Source organism: Polynucleobacter yangtzensis (genome assembly GCF_001595965.1).
Classification (GTDB): domain Bacteria; phylum Pseudomonadota; class Gammaproteobacteria; order Burkholderiales; family Burkholderiaceae; genus Polynucleobacter; species Polynucleobacter yangtzensis.
Genome location: NZ_LOJI01000040.1, coordinates 284,023 through 305,779, shown reverse-complemented (window position 1 = coordinate 305,779; position 21,757 = coordinate 284,023). Strand labels below are relative to the sequence as shown.

At 43.0% G+C, this 21,757-nt stretch carries 25 protein-coding genes and 1 tRNA gene; 14 read left to right on the top strand and 12 right to left on the bottom strand.

Annotated features, from left to right (window positions below):
* Window positions 1–1,014: 1,014 nt before the first annotated feature.
* Genes JaK3_RS10720 through JaK3_RS10435 form a run of 3 tightly spaced genes read right to left on the bottom strand, consistent with a single transcriptional unit; the run spans window position 1,015 to window position 1,918 of the window.
* Complete coding sequence (locus JaK3_RS10720; RefSeq protein ID WP_161484720.1) at window positions 1,015–1,158, bottom strand: hypothetical protein; 144 nt, start codon at window positions 1,156–1,158, stop codon at window positions 1,015–1,017.
* Window positions 1,159–1,177: 19 nt separating this feature from the next.
* Entirely contained in the window at window positions 1,178–1,396 is a 219-nt protein-coding gene (locus JaK3_RS10440) for a hypothetical protein (RefSeq protein ID WP_068324604.1), read from the bottom strand.
* 57 nt (window positions 1,397–1,453) lie between these two features.
* On the bottom strand, window positions 1,454–1,918 hold the full coding sequence (locus JaK3_RS10435) for an Hsp20 family protein (RefSeq protein WP_068324602.1): 465 nt from the start codon (window positions 1,916–1,918) through the stop codon (window positions 1,454–1,456).
* Window positions 1,919–2,145: 227 nt separating this feature from the next.
* On the opposite strand from JaK3_RS10435, the gene JaK3_RS10715 reads away from it, so the two are divergent.
* The 4 genes from JaK3_RS10715 to JaK3_RS10420 all read left to right on the top strand — a co-directional run bounded on the left by JaK3_RS10715 (window position 2,146) and on the right by JaK3_RS10420 (window position 6,475).
* Complete coding sequence (locus JaK3_RS10715) at window positions 2,146–2,304, top strand: hypothetical protein (protein ID WP_161484719.1); 159 nt, start codon at window positions 2,146–2,148, stop codon at window positions 2,302–2,304.
* A gap of 86 nt (window positions 2,305–2,390) precedes the next feature.
* Entirely contained in the window at window positions 2,391–4,292 is a 1,902-nt protein-coding gene (gene htpG / locus JaK3_RS10430; protein ID WP_068324599.1) for a molecular chaperone HtpG, read from the top strand.
* 22 nt (window positions 4,293–4,314) lie between these two features.
* Window positions 4,315–4,389 (top strand) — tRNA-Gly (locus JaK3_RS10425).
* A gap of 196 nt (window positions 4,390–4,585) precedes the next feature.
* Window positions 4,586–6,475: a carbon-nitrogen hydrolase family protein gene (locus tag JaK3_RS10420; RefSeq protein WP_068324596.1), complete on the top strand. Its 1,890-nt coding sequence runs from the start codon at window positions 4,586–4,588 to the stop codon at window positions 6,473–6,475.
* Between the two features lie 32 nt (window positions 6,476–6,507).
* On the opposite strand, the gene JaK3_RS10415 is transcribed toward JaK3_RS10420, so the two are convergent.
* From JaK3_RS10415 to JaK3_RS10400, 4 genes are all read right to left on the bottom strand, one after another.
* Window positions 6,508–7,080, bottom strand: a complete 573-nt coding sequence (locus JaK3_RS10415) for a histidine phosphatase family protein (protein ID WP_068324593.1) — start codon at window positions 7,078–7,080, stop codon at window positions 6,508–6,510.
* 113 nt (window positions 7,081–7,193) lie between these two features.
* Window positions 7,194–7,583, bottom strand: a complete 390-nt coding sequence (locus JaK3_RS10410) for a dihydroneopterin aldolase (RefSeq protein ID WP_068324590.1) — start codon at window positions 7,581–7,583, stop codon at window positions 7,194–7,196.
* Between the two features lie 23 nt (window positions 7,584–7,606).
* On the bottom strand, window positions 7,607–8,611 hold the full coding sequence (locus JaK3_RS10405) for an NAD(P)/FAD-dependent oxidoreductase (protein WP_068324587.1): 1,005 nt from the start codon (window positions 8,609–8,611) through the stop codon (window positions 7,607–7,609).
* Window positions 8,601–9,230, bottom strand: a complete 630-nt coding sequence (locus JaK3_RS10400; protein WP_068324584.1) for an alpha-ketoglutarate-dependent dioxygenase AlkB family protein — start codon at window positions 9,228–9,230, stop codon at window positions 8,601–8,603. Before JaK3_RS10400 ends, JaK3_RS10405 begins: the two co-directional genes overlap by 11 nt.
* A gap of 130 nt (window positions 9,231–9,360) precedes the next feature.
* Between JaK3_RS10400 and JaK3_RS10775 the strand changes: the two genes are divergently transcribed.
* The gene (locus tag JaK3_RS10775; protein WP_167345998.1) at window positions 9,361–9,537 is read left to right on the top strand and encodes a hypothetical protein; all 177 of its coding nucleotides are present in this window, start codon (window positions 9,361–9,363) and stop codon (window positions 9,535–9,537) included.
* A 315-nt stretch (window positions 9,538–9,852) separates the two neighbouring features.
* Here the strand turns inward: JaK3_RS10775 and JaK3_RS10390 are convergent, their stop codons facing one another.
* Genes JaK3_RS10390 through JaK3_RS10380 form a run of 3 tightly spaced genes read right to left on the bottom strand, consistent with a single transcriptional unit; the run spans window position 9,853 to window position 11,757 of the window.
* On the bottom strand, window positions 9,853–10,230 hold the full coding sequence (locus JaK3_RS10390) for a DUF4149 domain-containing protein (RefSeq protein WP_068324578.1): 378 nt from the start codon (window positions 10,228–10,230) through the stop codon (window positions 9,853–9,855).
* A gap of 17 nt (window positions 10,231–10,247) precedes the next feature.
* Window positions 10,248–11,108, bottom strand: a complete 861-nt coding sequence (locus JaK3_RS10385; RefSeq protein ID WP_068324575.1) for an oxygenase MpaB family protein — start codon at window positions 11,106–11,108, stop codon at window positions 10,248–10,250.
* Between the two features lie 4 nt (window positions 11,109–11,112).
* Window positions 11,113–11,757, bottom strand: a complete 645-nt coding sequence (locus JaK3_RS10380; RefSeq protein WP_068324572.1) for an LON peptidase substrate-binding domain-containing protein — start codon at window positions 11,755–11,757, stop codon at window positions 11,113–11,115.
* A 135-nt stretch (window positions 11,758–11,892) separates the two neighbouring features.
* On the opposite strand from JaK3_RS10380, the gene JaK3_RS10710 reads away from it, so the two are divergent.
* Complete coding sequence (locus JaK3_RS10710; RefSeq protein WP_161484718.1) at window positions 11,893–12,039, top strand: hypothetical protein; 147 nt, start codon at window positions 11,893–11,895, stop codon at window positions 12,037–12,039.
* Window positions 12,040–12,064: 25 nt separating this feature from the next.
* Complete coding sequence (locus JaK3_RS10375) at window positions 12,065–12,493, top strand: DUF2244 domain-containing protein (protein ID WP_068324682.1); 429 nt, start codon at window positions 12,065–12,067, stop codon at window positions 12,491–12,493.
* Here JaK3_RS10375 and JaK3_RS10370 read toward each other — a convergent pair.
* Window positions 12,470–12,976, bottom strand: coding sequence for a DUF4149 domain-containing protein (locus JaK3_RS10370; protein ID WP_068324569.1), 507 nt, complete (start codon window positions 12,974–12,976; stop codon window positions 12,470–12,472). The two genes, JaK3_RS10375 and JaK3_RS10370, sit on opposite strands and share 24 nt — an antisense overlap.
* Before the next feature lie 88 nt (window positions 12,977–13,064).
* Here JaK3_RS10370 and JaK3_RS10365 point away from each other — a divergent pair, with 88 nt between their 5' ends.
* The 3 genes from JaK3_RS10365 to JaK3_RS10355 are packed head-to-tail and all read left to right on the top strand — an operon-like array spanning window position 13,065 to window position 16,352.
* The gene (locus tag JaK3_RS10365; RefSeq protein ID WP_068324566.1) at window positions 13,065–13,634 is read left to right on the top strand and encodes an RrF2 family transcriptional regulator; all 570 of its coding nucleotides are present in this window, start codon (window positions 13,065–13,067) and stop codon (window positions 13,632–13,634) included.
* A gap of 55 nt (window positions 13,635–13,689) precedes the next feature.
* Window positions 13,690–15,084 (top strand): 3'-5' exonuclease family protein, encoded by a 1,395-nt coding sequence (locus JaK3_RS10360; protein WP_068324563.1) that lies wholly within the window; start codon window positions 13,690–13,692, stop codon window positions 15,082–15,084.
* Between the two features lie 8 nt (window positions 15,085–15,092).
* Window positions 15,093–16,352: a DASH family cryptochrome gene (locus tag JaK3_RS10355; RefSeq protein ID WP_068324560.1), complete on the top strand. Its 1,260-nt coding sequence runs from the start codon at window positions 15,093–15,095 to the stop codon at window positions 16,350–16,352.
* Between the two features lie 26 nt (window positions 16,353–16,378).
* Here JaK3_RS10355 and JaK3_RS10350 read toward each other — a convergent pair whose 3' ends face one another.
* Complete coding sequence (locus JaK3_RS10350) at window positions 16,379–17,074, bottom strand: SDR family NAD(P)-dependent oxidoreductase (protein WP_068324679.1); 696 nt, start codon at window positions 17,072–17,074, stop codon at window positions 16,379–16,381.
* A gap of 151 nt (window positions 17,075–17,225) precedes the next feature.
* On the opposite strand from JaK3_RS10350, the gene JaK3_RS10345 reads away from it, so the two are divergent.
* The 4 genes from JaK3_RS10345 to JaK3_RS10330 all read left to right on the top strand — a co-directional run bounded on the left by JaK3_RS10345 (window position 17,226) and on the right by JaK3_RS10330 (window position 21,701).
* Window positions 17,226–17,879 carry a cupin domain-containing protein gene (locus JaK3_RS10345; protein ID WP_068324557.1) on the top strand — a complete coding sequence of 218 codons (654 nt, stop codon included), beginning with the start codon at window positions 17,226–17,228 and terminating at the stop codon, window positions 17,877–17,879.
* Between the two features lie 93 nt (window positions 17,880–17,972).
* Complete coding sequence (locus JaK3_RS10340; RefSeq protein ID WP_068324555.1) at window positions 17,973–20,165, top strand: OsmC domain/YcaO domain-containing protein; 2,193 nt, start codon at window positions 17,973–17,975, stop codon at window positions 20,163–20,165.
* 33 nt (window positions 20,166–20,198) lie between these two features.
* Window positions 20,199–20,894, top strand: coding sequence for a nitroreductase (locus JaK3_RS10335; RefSeq protein WP_068324552.1), 696 nt, complete (start codon window positions 20,199–20,201; stop codon window positions 20,892–20,894).
* A 231-nt stretch (window positions 20,895–21,125) separates the two neighbouring features.
* Window positions 21,126–21,701, top strand: coding sequence for a phasin family protein (locus JaK3_RS10330; RefSeq protein ID WP_068324549.1), 576 nt, complete (start codon window positions 21,126–21,128; stop codon window positions 21,699–21,701).
* The last annotated feature ends 56 nt before the right edge of the window (window positions 21,702–21,757 follow it).

Genomic DNA, 21,757 nt, shown 5'->3' with positions numbered 1-21,757 from the left:
TTACTTAAAGTAACGCTTATTAATCCCTCAAAAAGTACTTTGGAACAACGAAGTGTGAAATGGTTGCTATAAAAATCCTTTGGTTTTCAAAACCAAAGAGTGAGAGACTATTCCTCAAATGATTAGTTATTTCACTACACAAAACGCTACACACCGATAATCAAGCGCTGTAACCTCTTGAAATCCTAATGGTTTTCTTTGGGCTTCTGCTCTCATAATCTAATTAAGTTTTTCGATTTATTAAAATTACTTAATTAAATCAAGTAGTTACGTGTAGTAAAAGTAGTAAAAATTGCTTCTACAGTGCTTCTACACTTTTTAGACCTAGTTAATGGCCTAGCAAGTGCAGAAGTAGTGGAGCAGGTAATGTGAAGTTTTAGGGCCCATAGCTCAGTTGGTTAGAGCAGAGGACTCATAGCGTAAGTTGTGCCTTACATGTGGAAACTGTGTAAGGGATGGTGTCAAATTCGGAGAAACCTAAAGTCGTTTAAACGAATTAGTGTATTTGTTGTTAAGTACACAAATCGTTTTAAACGAATATGGCAACGCCGAGCGAAGCTTCAACATGAAAGTGTTGTTGAACGTGTAGAGACTAGACGGCACCCATCTAAGTGCGAGAGCATATGATGAAGGCATAGTCCAGGGAGTAGTGAAAGCTACACAAACCGGAATCCTTTGGTCCCAGGTTCAAGTCCTGGTGGGCCCACCAATGAAATTAACGACTTAGGGAGAAATTCCTAAGTCGTTTTTTCTTTCTGTGTAGTCGGTGTGTAGCACATAACACTACTAAACCCCAATAGATACATGACTCTGGTTTGGAGCAACAAACCGAAAGTAGATTGTTGTGACCCTTAGATTTTCTTTAAGGTCTCTAAATACTCTACAGATTTCACCTCTGGTAATTCCTTCAAAACCCATCCTATTTCGTTTGTGAGGGGTTGTGAGCTATCCCAATAAGTTATTAAGAATCCCATTAGAAAAGTAAAAATGGCAAGGCTTAGAAGATAGATTTTGTTATTTCTCATTCTTCATTTGCTTAATGGAGTTAATGCAATCAGATACGCTGTGTTTTGGAAACTTTCCAACATTCGTTTTTTTGAGAGACTGTACACAATCAGTGAGTGTGTATCTGAGTTTTATAGGGCTTACTTGCTTCATTTATTTTCTCCTAAGGCATTCATTTTTCAATGACGACTAATTCATCTGTTTTCTGTAACTCAGAGAATTTCTCCTCTGACAAAAAAGCTGGTTCACCATTGGCTTTGGTTATTTCAATGTAGCCAGACTCAAGCTTGCGCGAAAGGTAATCATTTGCCACTAACGGAGTAAATTCCACCTCAATACCCTCCGCAGGTCGTTTCTTAGCGATGATCCCGTGATTAATACGTATCCACATAAACCTAATGTTTGAGCAGTTAGCTAGCCCAGATTGATCTGAGCTAGCTAATTTTTATTAAGCCGCTTCCTTGACTTCCTCAATTACCAGTTTAGAGTTACCACCAATCAAAATCTTGCGGGGTAGCTTCTCCTCAGGAATGACATTCTCTAACTTGATAATCAGTAAGCCATTCTCGACATCGGCAGAGCGCACAATCACAGTCTCTGCCAAGGTAAAGTCATGACTAAAGTCTCGATTGGCAATTCCCTTGTGAAGGTATTCGCCAGTCTGCTCTGCTTTAACCTTACCGATAACGGTTAGCTTGTTACCTTCGGCCGTAATATCAATCTCATCATTTTTAAAGCCAGCCACAGCAATCTCAATGGCGTAGTCGCGCTCATTCTTTTTAATGATGTTGTATGGGGGGTAGCTTTGGGCCTTGCTGAGGCTCTCCCCAGAGCTCATTTCTTCCATCGCATCAATGAGGCGATCAAAACCTACAGAGCTTAGTAATACATTTCTACCAAATGGATAAGACATCGTTTTCTCCTTAAATTTAAGCAAGTTCACAATTTCCTAGACCCCTAAGGCATCTAGTTAAGCTCTATTTAAGGATGGATTTTTTGAATTTCAAGGGGCTTGAATTTCATTTTTTTTGCCCATATGTATAAGTCAAAGAACAAAAATTCCCCATTGAAATTGGGGATATTTTTCTTTTGTCACTTTTAGGTAATTTAATAGCTAACTGATTACATGGAGAAAGCAAAATGCTCGAAACTGACCATTTAGAGCTCCAGGAAAATAACCAGGAGCCCATTACTAGGCCTAAGCTCAAGCGCTTGATTTTGGAATATCTTCAAAAAAGGAGTCGTAAAGAGATTCTTGCGGAAGACCCTTGTGATGAAGGGCATTCTTCAGTCGAGTAGCCACTTAGATGGATAGTTTGCAGGTCTTGAAATACTAAAAATTATCCCCAAATAACTGAGGTTAATCTTTTCTATGGGAAATTGAAATGACTGTTACGACTAAAGAAACCCTAGGTTTTCAGGCGGAAGTAAAGCAGCTTTTACAGCTGATGATTCACTCCTTGTATTCCAATAAGGAGATTTTCCTGCGTGAGCTAATCTCAAACGCTTCTGATGCTGCTGATAAATTGCGTTTTGAAGGTATTGCTCACCCTGATTGGTATGGCGATGACCCAGAACTAAAAATCAAAGTTGAATTTGATAAAGCTGCTAGAACGGTGACTATTTCAGATAATGGAATTGGTATGAGCCGGGAAGAAGTAATCAATAACCTGGGGACGATTGCCCGTTCTGGGACTAAGGAGTTCTTTACTAAGCTATCCGGAGATCAGCAAAAAGATGCAGCCCTCATTGGCCAGTTCGGCGTAGGCTTTTACTCTGGCTTTATTGTTGCTGACCGTATTACCGTTGAGACTCGGCGTGCAGGCTTGCCTGCTTCTGATGGTGTGCGTTGGGAATCGGATGGCTCTGGCGAATTTACGATTGAGCAAATTGATCGCCCTCAACGTGGTACATCCATCACCTTGCATTTACGTGATGGAGAGGATGATTTCCTTAGCAGCTATAAGCTAAAGTCAATTATTCGTAAGTATTCAGATCATATTTCCTTGCCGATCCAGATGCGTAAAGAGGAGTGGGATACCGATAAAAAAGAGCAGGTTGTCAAAGACGAACTCGAGAGTATCAATCAATCGTCAGCATTATGGGCTCGCAATAAGTCAGAAATTACAGAAGACCAGTACAACGAATTCTATAAGCACCTATCTCATGACTATGAGAATCCATTGTGCTATTCGCTAAATCGGGTAGAGGGTAGGAGTGAATTTACCCAGTTACTCTTTGTGCCGAGCAAAGCCCCTTTTGATTTGTGGGATCGCAATAAGCGTGGCGGTATCAAGCTGTATGTCAAACGCATTTTCATTATGGATGACGCTGAAAAGCTCATGCCAATGTATCTGCGCTTTGTCACGGGCGTGATTGATTCAGTTGATTTACCACTAAACGTCTCCCGCGAAATCTTGCAAGAGTCTCGTGATATTAAAGTCATTCGCGAAAGCTCTACCAAGCGAGTGCTGAGTATGCTTGAAGAGATCGCTAATAGCGACGATGAGGCCAAGAAAGAAAAATATCGCACGTTCTGGACGCAATTTGGCCAAGTGCTCAAAGAGGGTGTTGGCGAAGATCAAGCAAATCAAGAACGTATTCTCAAGCTCCTTCGTTTTGCCAGCACCCTTACTGATTCGGCTGAGCAGACAGTATCTTTGGCTGAATATGTCTCGCGTATGAAAGAAGGCCAAGACAAGATTTATTATGTCACGGGTGAAACTTTCAACGCAGCTAAAAACAGTCCGCATTTAGAGATTTTCCGCAAGAAAGGCGTTGAAGTCCTCTTGTTATCTGACCGTGTTGATGAGTGGATGCTTTCCTTCGTTACTGAGTTTGATGGCAAGCAATTAGCATCCGTTGCTAAGGGCGGATTGGATTTAGGAAGTCTAAGTGATGAAAAAGAAAAGAAGGAGCATGAGGAAACTGAGAAGCAATTCAAAGACTTGGTTGAGCGCATGAAAAAAGTCTTGGAAGATAAGGCTAAAGATGTGCGGGTGACCTTTCGCTTAACGGATTCTCCAGCCTGTTTGATTGCAGATGAGAATGAACTGTCTGGCAACTTGCTGCGGATGCTAAAGGCTGCCGGTCAAAATGCCCCTAATATGAAGCCTATATTGGAGATTAATCCAGAGCATCCTTTGCTATCCAAGCTCAAAAGCGATGATCAGCATTTTGATGATTGGACTAATCTCCTATTTGATCAGGCTTTATTAGCAGAGGGTGGGCAGCTCAATGATCCAGCCAGTTTTGTAAAGCGCATGAATCAATTGCTGTTGAATTAAGTTTATAAGACTCGTCTCTATTGCGGGTGTCGTATAACGGCTATTACCCTAGCTTCCCAAGCTAGAGACGAGGGTTCGACTCCCTTCACCCGCTCCAGAAACTTAACAGGCGTTACACAAGATCTCGCTTGTTCATTAAGGAATGTCCATCAAGCAAAGGGATACTAGGTGGATTCACCACATATGGATAAAGCCAGCCCTCGGGTTGGCTTTTAACCGCTGAAGAAACATCTAGCCGTTACAATTTGGATATTGTTCATTAACTGTTTCTAGCTCATATTTAAGGCTTATTCATGACCAAAATCCCAGCATTTTTACTCGCAGCATTTACCTTCCTGCCATTTGCCGTACAAGCAAAAGAGATTAAAGTTGCCGCTGTTGAGTTTGCTGCAAAATCACCTGGTTTTGATGTAAACCTTCCTGGAATAGTAGATGCGGTTACAGTTGCAGCCAAAAATGGCGCAAAGTTAATTGTCTTGCCTGAAGGTGCTACAACTGGATTTGCTTACACGGATGCAAAATCTCTGATGCCTTATGCAGATACAGTGCCTGGCAAAACTACAGCCGCACTTTCAAAAGTAACCCAACAATACAATGTCTATGTAGTGGTAGGCATGATGGAGAAAGATTTAATTACCAAAAAAATCTATAACGCTGCAGTATTAATCGGGCCAAAGGGGTACATCGGCAAGTACCATAAAAATACCTTGGCAACTGGTGAGGGTGTTGCAGTAACCCCGGGTAAATTAGGTTTTCCTGTATTTGATACGGATATTGGCCGCATTGGATTAGTAATTTGCTTTGATGATACTAATCTTCAGAATCTTCTGCTGCCGGTATTAAGAGGCGCAGATATTGTGGCGCAACCAATTGGCTCTAATAAGATGGCTAGTATTTATGCTGCGAGCTATACAAATCATTCAACGATGGCCAATATGTCAACCGCAGTGAGTTGGATGGCATCAAATGTGATTTCAAGTAATTCGACTGGATCTGAGGGATTTGGTCCAGTGCAGATTGATTTTTTTGATGGAGCCTCATCCATTTGGGATAACTCAGGTAAGCGCCTAATTTCAGCGCCTCTATCTTCGCCAGCCAACCCAACCAAACCACAAACTATTTACGCAACGATTAATCTTGCTAAGAAGAGCGATCAAAAATCATACTGGTTTAAACATCGTCGTCCGGAGCTGTATCAAGATATTAATAATTACCGTTATCCAGATGATGGGGCTGCAACCTATGCCCCAAAACAGGTTTCAGCTGCGCTGATCCAATACGAGCCTAAGCTAGGTAATGTTGATGAAAACTATAAAAAGGTTGATCAACTTATTCGGGAGCGTTCTGGCGTTTTTAACTTAACAGTTCTACCATTTAACTCATTCTTGGGGCCTGTAGGTCTGAATAAAAGTAACGTAGCCCAATACGCAGAAGAGCTCAATGGCAAGAGCTATCAGATGGCTGCAAGTTTGGCAAAGAAATATAGCTCTTACGTTTTATTTTCTATGCCTGAGAAAAGGGGTGACAAGTACTATGAAACTGCCATTCTATTTAATGGAACTGGTGCACAAGTTGGCCTCTATCGTAAGTCGCATTTAAATGATGTTGAAAAATCTTGGGCAACTGCAGGAGACGAGCTCCCTATTATTAGAACCTCTGATTTTGGCAATATTGCAATCATGTTGGATGATGAAGTGCGTATTCCAGAGTTAACTCAAATGTATGGCATCTACCGAGCAGACCTCATATTGGTACCCACTGCTTATAACCAAAAAGATTATGGTGGGCCTGTTGATATACCAAAAGGTGTGGTGCTAGATGCTAGCAATAAGGGGATGTCGATGTGGTACAACATTGCGAAGTATGCTCAGGCTTACACTTTGGTGGCTAACTACATTGGTGGCGAACATCGTGATATTGGTGATAGTGCTGTTTATGCCTTGACCCCTGAAGTGGGCTACTATCCACCGAATATTGCGCCTAAAAAAGAGCTTGCTCACCTGGTTGATTTCACAACGCATGCCAATAACACCGTATACATTGATCAGGAACGTTTAATTGCTAGCCGTCGTTGGGATGAGGCAGCCCCTTTAGCTCTGGATATGGATAGCGCTTGCTTTAAAGAGTGGAGAGCAAATCCTGAAAGCAAAGAGTTATGCCCTAAGGCTATGGGCATTAAATAAGCTCTGGGTGCAAGCGACTGTCATTTAAAAAATTAAAAGCTAGGGCTTGGATAGATTTGTTGAGATAAGAACTTGCCATTTTTATCTACTTTAGCTAGCACCATATCACCAACGTTAACAACTTTCCCAGTAAAGGCTTGGATATTCACGTGGTGTGTGACTAGGATGATGGGTTTCTTGGGATTCTCGTTTAACTGAGCTTGAATGAGTTTTTCTAGATTTCGAGTTTGCTCTTTTTCCATGCTCATATCGTCAAAGAAAGAGCCGAGTGCGGGGGCGATGGTAACTTGCCCCTTGTTCAGTAGTTTTGCAGTGTCAATACAGCGACACCAGGGGCTGCTCAACACTTTTGCAGAAGTAATCCCTTGATTACTCAACCACTGGCCTATCAGTATTGCCTGCTTCTTGCCTCGATCACCCAGATTTCTTTGGGTAGAGCACCTATCTAGTTGATAGCCCGCAGGATCTCCATAGCCAGGCGCATCAGCATGACGCATCAGTAAAACATGCTGTCCATCGCTAAGGCTACTTGCAAGGTTTGCACTTGCTGGCATGGCGACAATGGCAAGTAATGCACCTATAAAGAAGTAGAAGAAAATTTTCATGATGATTAATTTTAAAGAGAATCGCTTAAGATGGTGGACATATGAAATTAGTCCGCAAAATTCGAGAGCTTTATGATGAGATTCTCAGTTTCATACGAGCTAATTTACGTTAGTCAGCTCTTATCCCTCATGCTCCTGAGGGCGGTGTTGTCTAAGGAGAGTCGAACGCCTAGTGAACCAGATCCTGCGCATACAGGCAGTTTTCTGAGTCCAATTTCAAGAGACTCAATTTCGGGGTATTTAGAGCAGGCTTGAGCGATTCGAGTCATCAGTCTTTCTTGCGTTTCATAATGACCATCGCCTGCTAATCGATCAATCTCAACGACTAAGGGGTCATAGTCAAATACATTTTCCATGGCATCTTCTGCGATAAGCACAAGTTTTGGATCTATCCAAAGAGTTAAGTCGAGAAGATGCTGTTTTGGAATAATAGCGCCTGGACCATAGGTCCCGATTTGCGTTTGCAGTTTAAGATCTTTTAATTCAATACATGCTATAGCCATCTTTTTTCCCTTTGGGTAATAGATTATTTCTGAAGTATTTCAATTTGGGAGGCTAGTTCATAGCCACTCAGCCAGGCGCCCTCGACCCTTCCTCCGCGAAGCCAGTCACCACAAAATCCTAACTTGAGATCTTGATTGATGATGGGGCAGGAGGCAGGATTAACGTGGCCACTTGCGTAACGCCAGCGATGTATAGAGACTTTAGAGTCACCAAAGTCTAGACCAAGTTTTTTTGCACAATCTAGAATCAGTTTTGCTGCTGCATCCCTATCTAACTCAATCCATTCCTGGCTCCATTGAGGATTGGCGTGAATTATCCATACTTCACGACCGATACGATTTGGCTTAGAGTTATTCCTAGAAATCCAACTAATGATCTCGTTATTGACAAACGCAGCATCAAAATCAGTATTGAGATTTTGATTAGGACTAACAATCACGGTCCAGCAGCCCTGCATATTGGCATTTGATACCCAGCCCTTAATTTTCAAGTCCATTTGTTGCGTGAGGGCTAATGCCTGAGGCGCAGGTAGCGCTAAAACAAGCCAGTCAAATTTTTTCTGAATGTCACCTCCCTCTATGCTATGCAGTGACCATTTACCTTTTTTAATGGCAATTTGATCAATAGTTTGGTTGAGCTGGATAGAGAGATTTCTGGCTAAAAATTTTCCCGGCGCAGTCATATTGGGGGTGCCAACATAGCGATTTTCAGAGCTGATACTGTCGTGCCACTGGCCTTGTTTATAAACTTTTAGACATGGATTCCAGATACTCGCTGCTTCACTCTGAATCCAGTGATTAAGCTCTTCAATGAAAAGGGGATCTCTTGCTGTGAAATATTGAGCTCCATGGTCTGCATTCCAACCATCTCCATTGCGAGTGCTCATGCGCCCACTAACTCCGCGACTTTTCTCATAGACCTCAACCTCAAACCCAAGTTTTTGTAAACGAGTAGCGCAGCTGAGGCCAGAAATACCTGCGCCGATGATGGCAATACTGATCTGCTTTGAGTGGGTTTTACTGGTCATTGGGAGTAATATTTCTGAAGGTCAGATTAATCCGAGGTTCATCAATCTTTTTGGTTTTAAGTAGGGCATGGTGCCAATGCTCTTGGGTGGGGGAATGCATGATGAGAGCGCTGCCATTTTCTAATAAAAGAGAGTGTGTTGTTTTGTCTTTCTTATGTCGAAAAGCAAACTTTCGTGTGGCGCCAAGACTAAGGGAGGCAATGGGCGATTTTGCATCCAATTCTTTTTCATCATCGCTATGCCAGCCCATGCCATCAAGGCCATCATGATAGAGATTGAGTAAGCAGGAATTAAATTTTGACTTCGTGAGATCCTCAAGTTGACCCTTAACCAAGAGTAGTTCGGCAGTCCATTTTTGGGACTGTCTCTTGATTCCAGAATAGGTATAGTCACATTTAGGGTCACCAATCCAAACTACTTTTCGACGAGTGGTTACCACTTTACCGAACATCAATAATCGATCTTCCTCCCAGGGCAGTGACTCTACGAGTTGTGTCATTAATTTAGCGCTACTGTGGTGACTTATAAATTCTGGGTAGTAATGGGCAGCCCCATCCTTAGGTAATAGGTTCTGCCTAGACTGCATTGGATCTGCACGAAATAACGAGCTTTGCTTCATTGAGGGGGTTTGACGGTAAGCGCTAATTGAATAAAAACTCTAGAATAGCGTTAATTCCTATTTGTGTTGTGGAGGCCATCAGAACCAAAACAACTTACACAATATTCGTTCTCTTAACAAAGGCTTGATTATGAAATCTCCAGATAAGCGTTGCTGTGGATCAGGCGTCTGCATTATTAATGATGCGGGTGAGTGTTGGTGTGGCCAAGTTTGGGATGGTGAAAAAATGGCAGCCCCTAGCCTGAATTTGCAGTCAGCCAAAGATAAAAGCCCAGCAACGAATTCTGATGAGCCTAAGTCTGAGTAGTAGACCCGGGTTTAAGACAGGCTTTACTGGCTGAATCTTCTGCAGATTTAAGCCATCTTGGTGATTTATTACCTTTGCTCAATTCTTCTAATTGCGTCGAGCTAAGATTGCTCACGAGTTGTTTCGCAGTGCATTCGCAATACGCTCGGAAATCATTTGGGGCAATCTCCTTAATCTTCTGATGTGCCTGAACCTGGCTTTGAATACAGCTTTCAACATAGCTTGGGTTCAAAGATTTGCCTGCATTGGTCTGAGCGCTGACCGGGCCTGCAATGATTATGGATAGCAAGGCAAAATAAATTAGATTTCGTATTTTCATGATGAGATCACCAAAAGATAGATAAAAGAAACGAGTTGGAATAGGTTGATGACAACGCTGGCGCCATGAAGCACATGAAACTGTCTATTTTGACCGCTATCTTTGGCGTGATTAATTTTTCCGGTGAGATAAAACAGAGTAAAAGCAAATAATGCCGCGCAGATTGCAAGCAATAATTTGTTGCTTGAGTCTTGTTCGGTAAAGATGCAAATTAGGGTGACGAGACCCAGAGTAGCGTAATACTTTGGGAAAAAGTTTCTAACATATTTGCTTGACCATTCCACTGGCAAAACTTTAAAAACGGTTGGCGCAACAACTACTGTAAAAAACAGCATGATGCCAACCATGCCGGACAAGAGGTAATTAGTCATCATGTTCACTTTCTAAAAAATCATCCATAAACTCTACGAAGGGAATGGGCAGCAACCCCATCCTTCAGGGCTTCACGCACAGGGTATGCGATGAGGTCGATACTCTTCCGAACTGCAAGACGCTCTAAATAAGTGGGCGTTGGTTTTTTAATAATCGGGTACACCCAGTCAGGAAGATTCAGAAACCCTGCACGACTAATGAGTTTGATAAAGGGTTTAGCTGCTACATTGCTTGGGAAATGATCGAGCAAATCAATAATGCTTTTAGCTCGGTCGCCAAAATAGAGCTCTGGTATGTAGGCTTTAATGGCGCTCTCAGTCTCCGCATAAGTGTTTGGAATACCAGTGGCGCCCATTCTTTCGCCAAGAGATTTCATTTCTAAAAAATATTGATCTTTCTCTTTTGGGCTTAATTTTTCCTTACGATAAACCTCAAAAGAGCTCATGAAGCTGCGCGTTTCTGTGAGATGCACCCAAGCTAGTAAATGTGGATCAGTGGCTGAGTATGGTTTTCCAAATTCATCGAGGCCAGTAATTTTGGTATGAATCTGATTAACCTTCTGAATGATGTTGTCTGCCATATCGGTAGGACCGTATGTAGTAGCTGCAATAAAAAAGGCCGTTCTACCAAGGCGACCCTTTAAGTCTTTTCTAAATGAGGAGTGATCCCAAACTCCGGCTAAGGCTTGTGGATGCAGAGCCTGCAAAATCAATGAGCTGATACCGCCAATCATCATGGAAATAAAGTCTGCATGTACCTTCCAGGCTATTGATTCGGGGCCAAATAAACCACGATCACCTTTGGGGGCTAAGAATGCTACTGGTGGGCCGCTACCGCCCACCATTTCTCGAATCGTTTTCCGAATCAGCTCATCCAACATGTGCTTAGTGCATCTTCAGATTTCTTAAATCATCATCCTCGATGATTTCGGTAATGAGATCGAGCCTAATCCGTGGATTGGTTTGGGCTAAGAGGTGATTCTTTTGTGCAAGAGAAATTGGTAAGAGTTCAGCAAGGCGATTGGACACCCAGCCGCAATCATCAGTCTTAAATGGCTTTTTGAAAGGGGCATCACCTAACAAGTCTTCACTTTGAATGACCGAAATAATCTCATTGAGTAATTTAGCGACCCCTTGATGTTCTTGAGGAATAGGCATGAGTGGATCTTTATCCAGCAGCTCTACTTCACCAACCCATAGACCATTGTTTTGTTGGGTGCTATTTAGTAACTTAAAGCGCTGTGTGCCGCATGATTTAGTCATGTACAGGGCGGGCTGCACAGGGTCAAAGTCTTCGATCAACGCTAGGGTCCCAATGCTGGCAAAAGTAGGGGGTTCGCTGTCATTGGCGTTATTGGTATTTTTGATGATGCTAACCACGCCAAACTCAGTCTTCTCGCGCAAGCATTGTTTAATCATGTCCAGGTAGCGGGCTTCAAAAATTTTGAGGGCGATAACGCCGTCCGGGAAAAGTACTGTGCCCAGGGGAAATAACGGGATTTTTCGTGGGGCGGAGTTAGGTTCAGTCATGTATTCAATGTAATGGATTTGGATGCTTTTTGCTGATGACCAACTCACTGCTGAAATCCCCTCATGTTTGTATCCACGGCCAGCAATAAACCCAATTTCCGTTTACATTAGACATTCAATTCTTGGAGATCCAAAATGGTTCAAAAACTACGCATTAAGCTCGCCCGCTGGATATTGGGGAAGCATTGCCCGTGCTATCAAATGGGTTACCACAGCATGGTTGATTTTCAGCAAAGAAGTGCTGACCAGCTTGCAAAAGCCCAAGAGCGAAAAAACAAATAATTCATCTCCTGTAATTGAGTTTGCTATGAAGATTTGGCAAATGCGCAGAAATTGCGCCTTGACTCCGAAGCAGCTACTGCAGTTTTACATTGTCTTGGTATGTCTATCTTTTGTAGTGGCAATTGGATTTTTATTAGCAGGCGTCTGGGTTATTCCAATTTTTACGATTGTTGAGATAGGTGCGGTAACGATCGGATTTTTGATTTATTGCAGGCATGCGCTTGATAGCGAGACGATTGAGATTGATGGCAAACGTCTGATTGTTAAAAAGTTTATCGGCTACAAAGAAAAGGTTTATGAATTCAACACTCAGTGGGCAAAAATAGAAACCCCTCTTGAGGATGCAAAAACCTTCTTTATTAGCCAATCAAACTTACGTGTGGAGATTGGCCAATTTATCAGGCAAGAGCAGCAGTTACCACTGATTGCTTCAGTAAGGCGCCACCTGGGTTGAGCGGGGTTTGCTAAGGCGCCATGCCATTAACCCGCAGCAAATCATCTGAGTGGCTACCGAGACAAAAGTTAGTCCATTCAAGATTGCAAAATAATTGGCAAACGGTGAGAGTGCTACGGGCATGCCATCTAGTAATGCAGTCTCTCGCAAGAAATCCATTCGAGGTATTAATAGAAAGCTGCTTGTTGCGGTGACTAGGATCAGTACAAGAGCCGGCATACGAATTACCCTGAGACCATATTGCTCTCTTTTGATAAGAACATTGGCAAGACTTAAAGCAATAAAAGTGCAGCCCAATATGTAATAAGACAAGTGCTGTATCAGTATGTGCGCTAGCATACCTGCTGCTTGTGAATCGCTAATGATCAAATAGGCACTTAAGCAGCTAAAAAATTGCGCAATGACTCCGCCTAACAATAGGTATGAGCTGAATCGTAAAATTCGGTAAGCTAGGCGATATTGATCTTGAAAAGTTTCAACCATGAGCTAAATAGGGTTAAGAAGTGCGCTGCAGCAAAAAAATGAATTCAGTCTGATACTAGTTGTAATCTAACATTTCTGCTAAGTTCAAATGGACCTCAATAAAGCAGCAAAAGCGGCTCTCAATACTCTGGTAGACATAGCCAGTCATTCGGTTAACGGCCAACCAGTGCCTGTTCCTGAGCTTGCTAAAAGGCAAAATTTATCCATCAGTCGGATTGAGCTTTTGTTGCGACCATTAAGGGAGTCAGGTTTTGTTAAGGGCACTAAAGGTCGCAGAGGGGGTTACGTATTATCTCAAGATCCTGGCTTGATTACGATAAAGGATATCGTACTTGCCATGAATCTCATTAAAAAGCGCAAGGTAGAGTTATCCGATATTGCCAAAGAGCTTTACCAATCCTTAGAGGCCTATATGCTCAGTTGTATGGCCAACGTCACCTTGGCATCCACTATTAAAGATTACGTTCCCAGCTTTAGCGATCTTAAAAACGCTCCCGAGCGAACTATTTACGCCCCTCTTGATCCGAAAAAAGAAAAGAGACAAAAGGGTGAGGTTCAAAAAGTGGTCAAGGCGCAATTTAAAAAAGTGGAAGATGTCCCGCGTGGGCCTAATTCTGTATTTGACTTTGCAAACTTCCTGGATCGTAGTCCAAGTTAAAGCTTAGGTTGAAGGGCTTTAATCTAGAGGCCCCATCATCCGATTCTCTGATTTTATGAATAAGCAATCGATCGATTATCCAACTCTTGCTTTTATTGATATCGAGACAACTGGTTCAAATTTTGACAGAGATCGTATTACAGAAATAGGCATTAAAACGCTTTCTAATAACGGGGTATCTATCTGGGAGAGCTTAATCAACCCCCATTTATATATTCCGCAAAATATTCAAAGACTCACTGGGATCTCCCCGCAAATGGTCTCTGACAAGCCTAGCTTTGAAGAAATTGCCAGAGACCTAAAAGCAGAGCTCGAAGGTAAGATATTTGTTGCCCACAATGCGCGCTTTGATTATGGATTTATTAAGGCCTCTTTTAAAAGAATGGGTGTGGATTTCAAGCCCAAGGTCTTATGTACCGTCAAACTCTCAAGACTCCTATTTCCCAACCAAGCTCGCCACAACCTAGACACCATCATTCGTGAGCATGGTTTGACTGTCAGTGCTAGACATAGGGCGCTTGGCGACGCAGACTTACTTTTTCAGTTTTGGCAAATTTGTGAGAGAGAAGTTGGTAAAGAGCGTTTGCTAGAGGCTCTCAATCAGTTGGTTGGAAATGCAAGTCTACCGCCAAATATCGATCAGGAATTAATTGACTCGATACCTGATACGCCTGGGTGCTACATCTTTTATGGAGAAAATAGAACCCCTTTATATATTGGGAAAAGTATTTCCCTGCGCAGTAGGGTGATGGGGCACTTTCAAGGCTCGTTAACGCAGCGCAAGGAAATGAAATTATCTTTACAGGTAAGAGATATTGACTGGATTGAAACGGGTGGAGAGCTAGGGGCTTTAATATTGGAGTCTAAGCTTATTAAAGAGCGCATGCCCAGTATGAATATTAAGCTTCGACGATCAAGAGATCTTTGTGCGTGGAGTCTCAATAAAGATGCTAATGGGGCGCTAAAGCCAACGCTTGTGAACCACAAAGATCTCATGCCGGGCCTGCAAGACAATCTTTTTGGTTTGTTTTATAACAAAAGAGAGGCTAACTCCTATCTAAAGGCGATTGCAAAAAAATATCGCTTATGCGAGGTATTGCTGGGGCTTGAGAAAGCGGTTGATGGAAAAGCCTGCTTTGGATATCAAGTGAAACAATGTAGTGGCGCATGCATAGGCATCATGCCTACTGAAATGCATAATCTGCAATTAAGGACGGCAATGGAGTTATATCGGGTGCAGGTTTGGCCTTACAAGGGCCCAATAGCCATCAAAGACAATGGAGAAATGATTGTCTTGGATAAATGGTGCTACTTGGGTACTGCCATTAATGAGGATGAGTTGACTGAACTCAAAAGTGCTGGCGATGCTGAATTCGATCTTGATATTTATAAGATCGTTAAAAAAGCATTAGCCGGACAATATCAAAACCAAGTGATTCATCTTAGTTAAGAAGCGCTATGTCTACCATCGTCTATTGGTTTAGGAATGATCTTCGTTTGGAAGATAACCCCGGTTTTAAAGAAGCATGCGCATCAGCTAAGCATCTTTTACCAATTTATATTCATCCGGATAGCAATGATGATTTAACCGGCTGGGGATTCCCTCGATTTGCTAATCACTCTAGAGAATTTTTACAGCAATCGTTAGATGAACTTCGTCATCAATTAATTGCTAGGGGCTCTAATTTGCTAGAGCTCAGTGGCGAGCCATCAAAGGTTTTTCAATTAATAAGAGACCAAACTGCATTTGACCTCATTTATTGCGAGCAAATCCAAGCGCCAGAAGAGCTTGCAGAGGTAGATGTAATCAAGAATCTGGGTTTCAATGTCAGGCAATTTTGGCAATCAAGCATGCTTGATCCCAAGGACTTGCCATTTGATTTGCAGGAGATGCCGGATGTATTTACTAAATTCCGACAGGAGGTTGAACGTAGAGGTCTTTTCTATGCGGAACCGATTTCCACTCCAGATCACATTCCTCCATTGCCGTTGATGAGTATTGCGACTAAGCCAAAGGAAGCCTTATTTCCCAAGCAAGTCGAATCGCTTTTTAGTGGTGGAGAGCTGAGTGCTTTAGCCCATTTAGATCAGTACTTTAAGAGACGCTTGCCGGATACCTACAAGCAAACTCGTAATCAATTGACCGGCATGGACTATTCCAGTAAGTTTTCTCCATGGTTGGCTTTTGGCTGTTGCTCGGGAAGAACAATCGTGCAGAAGCTAAAAAATTATGAGTCAACATACGGAGCTAATGACGGAACTTATTGGCTGTGGTTTGAATTATTGTGGAGAGACTATTTCCGTTTTCTACATTTTAAGTATGGAGACAAGCTTTATCGACCTCATGGTTTGATTGATAAAGAGATCAATAGCTTTGATAAAAAGAAATTTCAGCAATGGATTTCTGGTTGCACAGGTGAGAACTTTATTGATGCTGGCATGCGCGAGCTCCAGCAAACCGGATTTTTATCCAATCGTATGCGTCAAGTAGTGGCGAGCTATTGGATTTATGACATGAAAGGCGATTGGCGCGCTGGAGCTGCTTGGTTTGAATCTCAGTTGGTTGACTATGATGTGTATAGCAACCAGGGTAATTGGCTATACATAGCAGGAAGAGGTACAGATCCACGCGGAGGGCGCCCATTTAATGTGAAGAAGCAAGCTCAGGATCATGATCCTGATGGCGCTTATCGATCGAAGTGGTTAAATGCGCCCTAAAGTTTAAAAGGGGGGCGTTTATTCCGTTACCAAGGCAGCTTTTCACCCGAATAAGTCAGAAAGCTTCCTGTGTCTTCTTTGTTAAGTTGTTCAATCACATTAAACATCTCAGCTGCAGCTTGATCTGCAGGCCTGCCAATCTGCTCACCACGAAATGGCTTTGAGAGTCTAGAGTTCACAGTGCCGGGATGCATTGCGATTAATGCGGTATTCGGTTTTGTGCGTCCCCATTCGATCGATGTTGTCTTCACCAACATATTGAGTGCAGCCTTAGAGGCGCGATAGCTATACCAGCCGCCAAGACGGTTATCTTCAATGCTGCCTACTTTTGCTGATAGAGTCACCATGACGCTATTTTTGGGATCTAGTAATTTTGAAAAGTGACGAATGGTTAGTGCTGGCCCAATGGCATTGACTGTCATGAGTTCCATGAGTTGCTCGGCATTGAGGTCTTCTAGCCTTTTTTCAGGCATCCACTGATTCGTGTGTAAAACCCCGATGGTATTAATGATGAGTTGAAAAGGCGCCACTTGAGAGAGTGCAGTTGCACAGGATTCAATAGATTCCAGATTTTGATAATCGATTGGAAATTCAGTATGGCGATGAATGCCGACAACCTCTGAGCATGCGGGGTTGGTTTTCAAAAGATCCATGAAGGCAGAGCCTATGGTTCCGGAAGAGCCAATAACTAGTGCGCGAAAGGGGCTGGGAAGTAAGCTCATGTTGCTCTGTTGAAGAAATTCAATAAATGGGGTGGATTGAAGAGACTTTAGCGCAGATCGCGCATGAGCGTACGCGGCAAAATTTTCTTTCAAGCAAACCCTTCATTTGCTTGCTATGCTTACTCCTGTTTATAAATCAGAAATGCAATAAGTGAATATCCACTCCGATTACAGTAAGAGAGTTGTCATCAACCACCATGACCTACCTTGGGTTCCTAGCCCAGAGGTAGGGATCGAGAGACGTATGCTTGATCGCATGGGTGATGAGGTAGCAAAGGCAACCTCAATTGTTCGCTATCAACCGGGATCTAAATTTCAAACGCATACCCATGAATTTGGTGAAGAGATCTTTGTTTTAGATGGCGTCTTTAGTGACGAGACAGGCGATTATCCTGCTGGCACTTATATGATGAACCCGCCTGGATCTTCCCATGCGCCATTCAGCCAGTCTGGCTGCACTCTTTTTGTGAAGTTGCGACACCTTGGCTCAGATCAAGTCGAGCGAGAGATAGTCAATACGAAAACTGCTCCTTGGTTTCAGGGAATGGTACCCGGTCTTAATGTCATGCCGTTGATGACACAGGGTAGCGGATCGACTTTAGTGCGATGGGCGCCTCAAACTTATTTCAATCCTCATAAGCATTATGGTGGCGAGGAAATTTTTGTGGTGGATGGCGTATTTGAAGATGAGCATGGGCGCTACCCGGCTGGCTCCTGGATTAGAAGTCCGCATATGAGCCTGCATCAGCCCTTTAGTAAAGAGGGCTGCACTATTTTTGTAAAGACTGGTCATTTATTAGGCTGATTTCAGAGTCTTGATCTAGCGGCTGCGCTTGAATGGCATTGCGATGGATAATGGTGCTCACATCATTATTTGCACTATTTTGGAATCATTCCCATGGAAATTAAGGTCAATTTTCTCGACAAGCTGCGTCTTGAAGCTAAGTTCGATGACTTTACGGTAATTGCCGATCAACCCATTCGATACAAGGGTGATGGTTCTGCGCCAGGACCGTTTGATTATTTCTTAGCTTCATCGGCGTTGTGCGCCGCTTACTTTGTGAAGCTGTACTGCGAGACTCGTAATTTATCTACTGAGAATATTCGCCTATCGCAAAATAATATTGTTGATCCAGAGAATCGCTATAAACAGATTTTTAAGATTCAAGTTGAATTGCCAACAGATATTTCTGCTGCAGACCGCCAGGGTATCTTGCGTTCTATCGAGCGCTGCACAGTTAAGAAGGTAGTGCAGGAAGGGCCTGATTTTGTTATTGAAGAGGTCGCAAATCTAGAGGCCGATGCGCAGAGTCTACTGACCCTAAAACCCAATGCAGGAGCTAGCACCTATATTGTTGGTAAAGATCTTCCTTTGGAGGAGACGATTGCCAATATGTCGGCATTGCTCGCAAATCTCGGCATCAAGATTGAAATTGCCTCATGGCGCAATCTCATTCCCAATGTCTGGTCCCTACATATACGTGATGCACATTCACCAATGTGCTTTACCAATGGCAAAGGCTCAACCAAGGAAAGTGCACTGGCATCTGCTTTGGGCGAATACATTGAGCGTCTAAGTAATAACCATTTTTATGCGGGTGCTTACTGGGGTGAGGATATTGCTAATGCAGAATTTGTGCATTACCCCAACGAACAATGGTTTAAGTCTGGTAAGAAGGATGCGTTGCCGACAGAAATTTTGGATGAGTACTGTCTAAAAATCTATAACCCAGACGGTGAGTTGCGCGCATCCCATTTGGTGGATACCAATTCTGGAAATGTACAGCGCGGTATCTGTTCATTGCCTTATGTGCGTCAATCCGATGCCAAGACAGTCTACTTTCCGTCGAACTTGATTGAAAATCTCTTTGTGAGTAATGGCATGAGTGCAGGCAATACACTTGCCGAAGCCCAAGTTCAATGTCTATCAGAAATCTTTGAGAGAGCAGTTAAGCGAGAAATTCTGGAGAGTGAAATTGCGCTTCCAGATGTGCCGCAGGAGGTGTTAGCTAGGTATCCCGGCATTTTGGCGGGCATACAAAGTCTAGAAGAACAGGGCTTCCCAGTGTTGGTAAAGGATGCATCGCTTGGCGGCATCTACCCAGTGATGTGTGTCACGTTGATGAATCCCCGCACAGGCGGCGTATTTGCCTCTTTTGGTGCGCACCCTAGCTTAGAAGTTGCTCTAGAGCGAAGTTTGACGGAGTTGCTACAGGGCCGCAGCTTGGAGGGTTTGAACGATTTGCCACCACCTACATTTGCAAGTGAAGCAGTAACTGAGCCTAATAACTTTGTAGAGCATTTTATTGACTCTAGTGGCATCGTGTCCTGGCGCTTCTTCAGCGCAAAATCCGATTATGAATTTGTTGATTGGGATTTCTCGAGCAAGGGTGAGGATTCCAATGCTAAAGAAGCCGAAACTTTATTTAGCATTCTCAAAGAGCTTGGTAAAGAAGTCTATGTAGCTGAATATGACGAGTTAGGGGCAATTGCCTGCAGAATTTTGGTGCCAGGATATTCTGAGGTCTACCCAATCGAAGATCTTGTCTGGGATAACACCAACAAAGCATTGTTATTCCGTGAAGATATTCTGAATTTATCGCGCTTGGATGATGCGCGCTTAGCATCCCTGCTCGAGCGCTTAGAAAATAATGAGCTTGATGAGTATGGCGATATCGCTACGCTCATTGGAATCGAGTTTGATGAGAATACCGTTTGGGGTCAGTTAACGGTACTTGAATTAAAGCTTCTGACTCAACTCGCTTTAAAGCAATATGAAGAGGCGCATGACTTAGTGGGCGCCTTTCTGCAGTACAACGACAATACGGTCGAGCGCAAATTGTTTTACCAAGCAATGGATGCAGCCTTGGAAGTCTTGCTAGATGATGAGCTTGAAATGGCTGATTACGAAGTGAACTTCCGCCGGATGTATGGCGATGCGCGTATGGATGCTGTGCTTGGCTCTATCGATGGCAGCGTTCGCTTCTTCGGATTAACGCCAACTAGCATGCAGTTAGAAGGGCTTGATAGGCACCATCGCCTAATTGACAGCTATAGAAAGCTGCATCAGGCGCGGGCCAAGAGTCTTTAAGCAATCAATATATTTAACCTTCAAAGGTCAGTAATGAAAGAAATAACTCCAGCTGAAGCAATTACATCGCGCATGTCAGTGCGTGCATTCACAAAAGAGGGTGTTTCAAAAGACATCATTCTCAAGCTACTCAATATCTCTGCGCGCGCACCTTCTGGAACTAATACTCAACCTTGGAAAGCTTATGTCATAGAAGGGACTGCTCTCAAAGATCTATGTACAAAAGTATGTGCGGCGTATGACAGTATTGCCGCCAATCCAGAGTTAGCAAAAGAATATCAACCTGCTTATGAGTATTACCCCGCCAAATGGTTTAGCCCCTACATCGATAGGCGTCGTGAAAATGGCTGGGGCTTATATGGGTTGCTAGGAATTACTAAGGGCGATAAAGACAAGATGCATGCACAGCATCGCAAAAACTTTGAAGCATTTGGCGCTCCCGTATGTTTATTTTTCACAATCGACAAGGAGCTTGGTAGAGGCTCAATGCTTGACTATGGAATGTTCTTGCAAAACATCATGGTCGCCGCAAGAGGTGAGGGTTTGGATACTTGCCCGCAGGCAGCTTGGAATGATTACGCAAAGATCATCTTGCCCGCTATTGGCGCCAAGGAGAATGAGATGCTGGTGTGCGGTATGGCACTAGGGTATGCCGATAAAAATGCCTTGGTGAATACCTTTCACACCCCCCGAGTGGCTGCTGAGGAATTCACTACCTGGGTTAAATAGAGTTATTTAGCTCAGGAGTTCTTGCCACTGCTGGCGATTTCTGCCTAATTATTAGGCAATTAAATCTAAAGAGCTTATATCTAAGTTATTGATATACCTCATTTAAAGCCTTGAAATGCGGTTTGGTAAAAAATATGTTGCTTTGCAACAAAAATATATTGCTTTTGGAAAATGTGGCTCTTAAAATGGTGCATCGCAATAAAAAACCATTTATTAAATAAAGGATAGATCATGTTCCAAGCTCAATTAAACGACCAATTCGCTGCTGCACAAGCAAAAGCTATCGAAAACGCTAAACATTTGGCACAAGTTGCTGTTGAAAGCGCTCAAGAATTAGCTGAAATCAACCAAGCTGCTGCTAAAGACGCTTTGGTTGCTGCTCAAGATACAAGCTCACAATTGTTAGCAATCAAAGATCCACAACAATTGGCTAAATTGGCTCAGCCAGAAGCTGCTCAAGAAGCTGCTAAATACGCCGCTGCTTACCAAGCTAAAGTAAACCAAGTAGTTCGTAACGGTAACAAAGAAGTTGCTCAAGTAGTTGACGCTTCTATTGATGACGCACGCGCTGATTTGGTTAAGTTTGTTAAAGAAGCTACTAAGACAGCTCCTGCTGGTTCTGAGGCATTTGTTTCTGCATTCAAAACTGCATTTGAGTCTTCACTCCAACAGTTCGACCAAGTTCGCGCATCTGCAACTGACGCATTTGCTAACTTTGAGAAGAGTGTTGATGCTGCTATGGCAAACATTCAAGGTCAATACGCTGTTGCTAAGCCAGCTGCTAAAAGCCGTAAAGCTTCTGCTTAATTAGCTGCTTAGTTTTAGTGTTAAAAAAAGCCACCTTCGGGTGGCTTTTGTTTTTC

Excerpts from the sequence above, each read along its gene's own strand:
- JaK3_RS10375 (WP_068324682.1), top strand. The coding sequence starts at position 12,065 with ATGAAGATTTGGCAAATGCGCAGAAATTGCGCCTTGACTCCGAAGCAG.
- JaK3_RS10385 (WP_068324575.1), bottom strand. The coding sequence starts at position 11,108 with ATGTTGGATGAGCTGATTCGGAAAACGATTCGAGAAATGGTGGGCGGT.
- htpG (WP_068324599.1), top strand. The coding sequence starts at position 2,391 with ATGACTGTTACGACTAAAGAAACCCTAGGTTTTCAGGCGGAAGTAAAG.
- JaK3_RS10720 (WP_161484720.1), bottom strand. The coding sequence starts at position 1,158 with ATGAAGCAAGTAAGCCCTATAAAACTCAGATACACACTCACTGATTGT.
- JaK3_RS10710 (WP_161484718.1), top strand. The coding sequence starts at position 11,893 with ATGGTTCAAAAACTACGCATTAAGCTCGCCCGCTGGATATTGGGGAAG.
- JaK3_RS10420 (WP_068324596.1), top strand. The coding sequence starts at position 4,586 with ATGACCAAAATCCCAGCATTTTTACTCGCAGCATTTACCTTCCTGCCA.
- JaK3_RS10440 (WP_068324604.1), bottom strand. The coding sequence starts at position 1,396 with ATGTGGATACGTATTAATCACGGGATCATCGCTAAGAAACGACCTGCG.
- JaK3_RS10350 (WP_068324679.1), bottom strand. The coding sequence starts at position 17,074 with ATGAGCTTACTTCCCAGCCCCTTTCGCGCACTAGTTATTGGCTCTTCC.
- JaK3_RS10405 (WP_068324587.1), bottom strand. The coding sequence starts at position 8,611 with ATGACCAGTAAAACCCACTCAAAGCAGATCAGTATTGCCATCATCGGC.
- JaK3_RS10360 (WP_068324563.1), top strand. The coding sequence starts at position 13,690 with ATGAATAAGCAATCGATCGATTATCCAACTCTTGCTTTTATTGATATC.
- JaK3_RS10400 (WP_068324584.1), bottom strand. The coding sequence starts at position 9,230 with ATGAAGCAAAGCTCGTTATTTCGTGCAGATCCAATGCAGTCTAGGCAG.
- JaK3_RS10380 (WP_068324572.1), bottom strand. The coding sequence starts at position 11,757 with ATGACTGAACCTAACTCCGCCCCACGAAAAATCCCGTTATTTCCCCTG.
- JaK3_RS10330 (WP_068324549.1), top strand. The coding sequence starts at position 21,126 with ATGTTCCAAGCTCAATTAAACGACCAATTCGCTGCTGCACAAGCAAAA.
- JaK3_RS10390 (WP_068324578.1), bottom strand. The coding sequence starts at position 10,230 with ATGATGACTAATTACCTCTTGTCCGGCATGGTTGGCATCATGCTGTTT.
- JaK3_RS10410 (WP_068324590.1), bottom strand. The coding sequence starts at position 7,583 with ATGGCTATAGCATGTATTGAATTAAAAGATCTTAAACTGCAAACGCAA.
- JaK3_RS10370 (WP_068324569.1), bottom strand. The coding sequence starts at position 12,976 with ATGGTTGAAACTTTTCAAGATCAATATCGCCTAGCTTACCGAATTTTA.
- JaK3_RS10415 (WP_068324593.1), bottom strand. The coding sequence starts at position 7,080 with ATGAAAATTTTCTTCTACTTCTTTATAGGTGCATTACTTGCCATTGTC.
- JaK3_RS10340 (WP_068324555.1), top strand. The coding sequence starts at position 17,973 with ATGGAAATTAAGGTCAATTTTCTCGACAAGCTGCGTCTTGAAGCTAAG.
- JaK3_RS10335 (WP_068324552.1), top strand. The coding sequence starts at position 20,199 with ATGAAAGAAATAACTCCAGCTGAAGCAATTACATCGCGCATGTCAGTG.
- JaK3_RS10775 (WP_167345998.1), top strand. The coding sequence starts at position 9,361 with ATGAAATCTCCAGATAAGCGTTGCTGTGGATCAGGCGTCTGCATTATT.
- JaK3_RS10355 (WP_068324560.1), top strand. The coding sequence starts at position 15,093 with ATGTCTACCATCGTCTATTGGTTTAGGAATGATCTTCGTTTGGAAGAT.
- JaK3_RS10435 (WP_068324602.1), bottom strand. The coding sequence starts at position 1,918 with ATGTCTTATCCATTTGGTAGAAATGTATTACTAAGCTCTGTAGGTTTT.
- JaK3_RS10365 (WP_068324566.1), top strand. The coding sequence starts at position 13,065 with ATGGACCTCAATAAAGCAGCAAAAGCGGCTCTCAATACTCTGGTAGAC.
- JaK3_RS10715 (WP_161484719.1), top strand. The coding sequence starts at position 2,146 with ATGCTCGAAACTGACCATTTAGAGCTCCAGGAAAATAACCAGGAGCCC.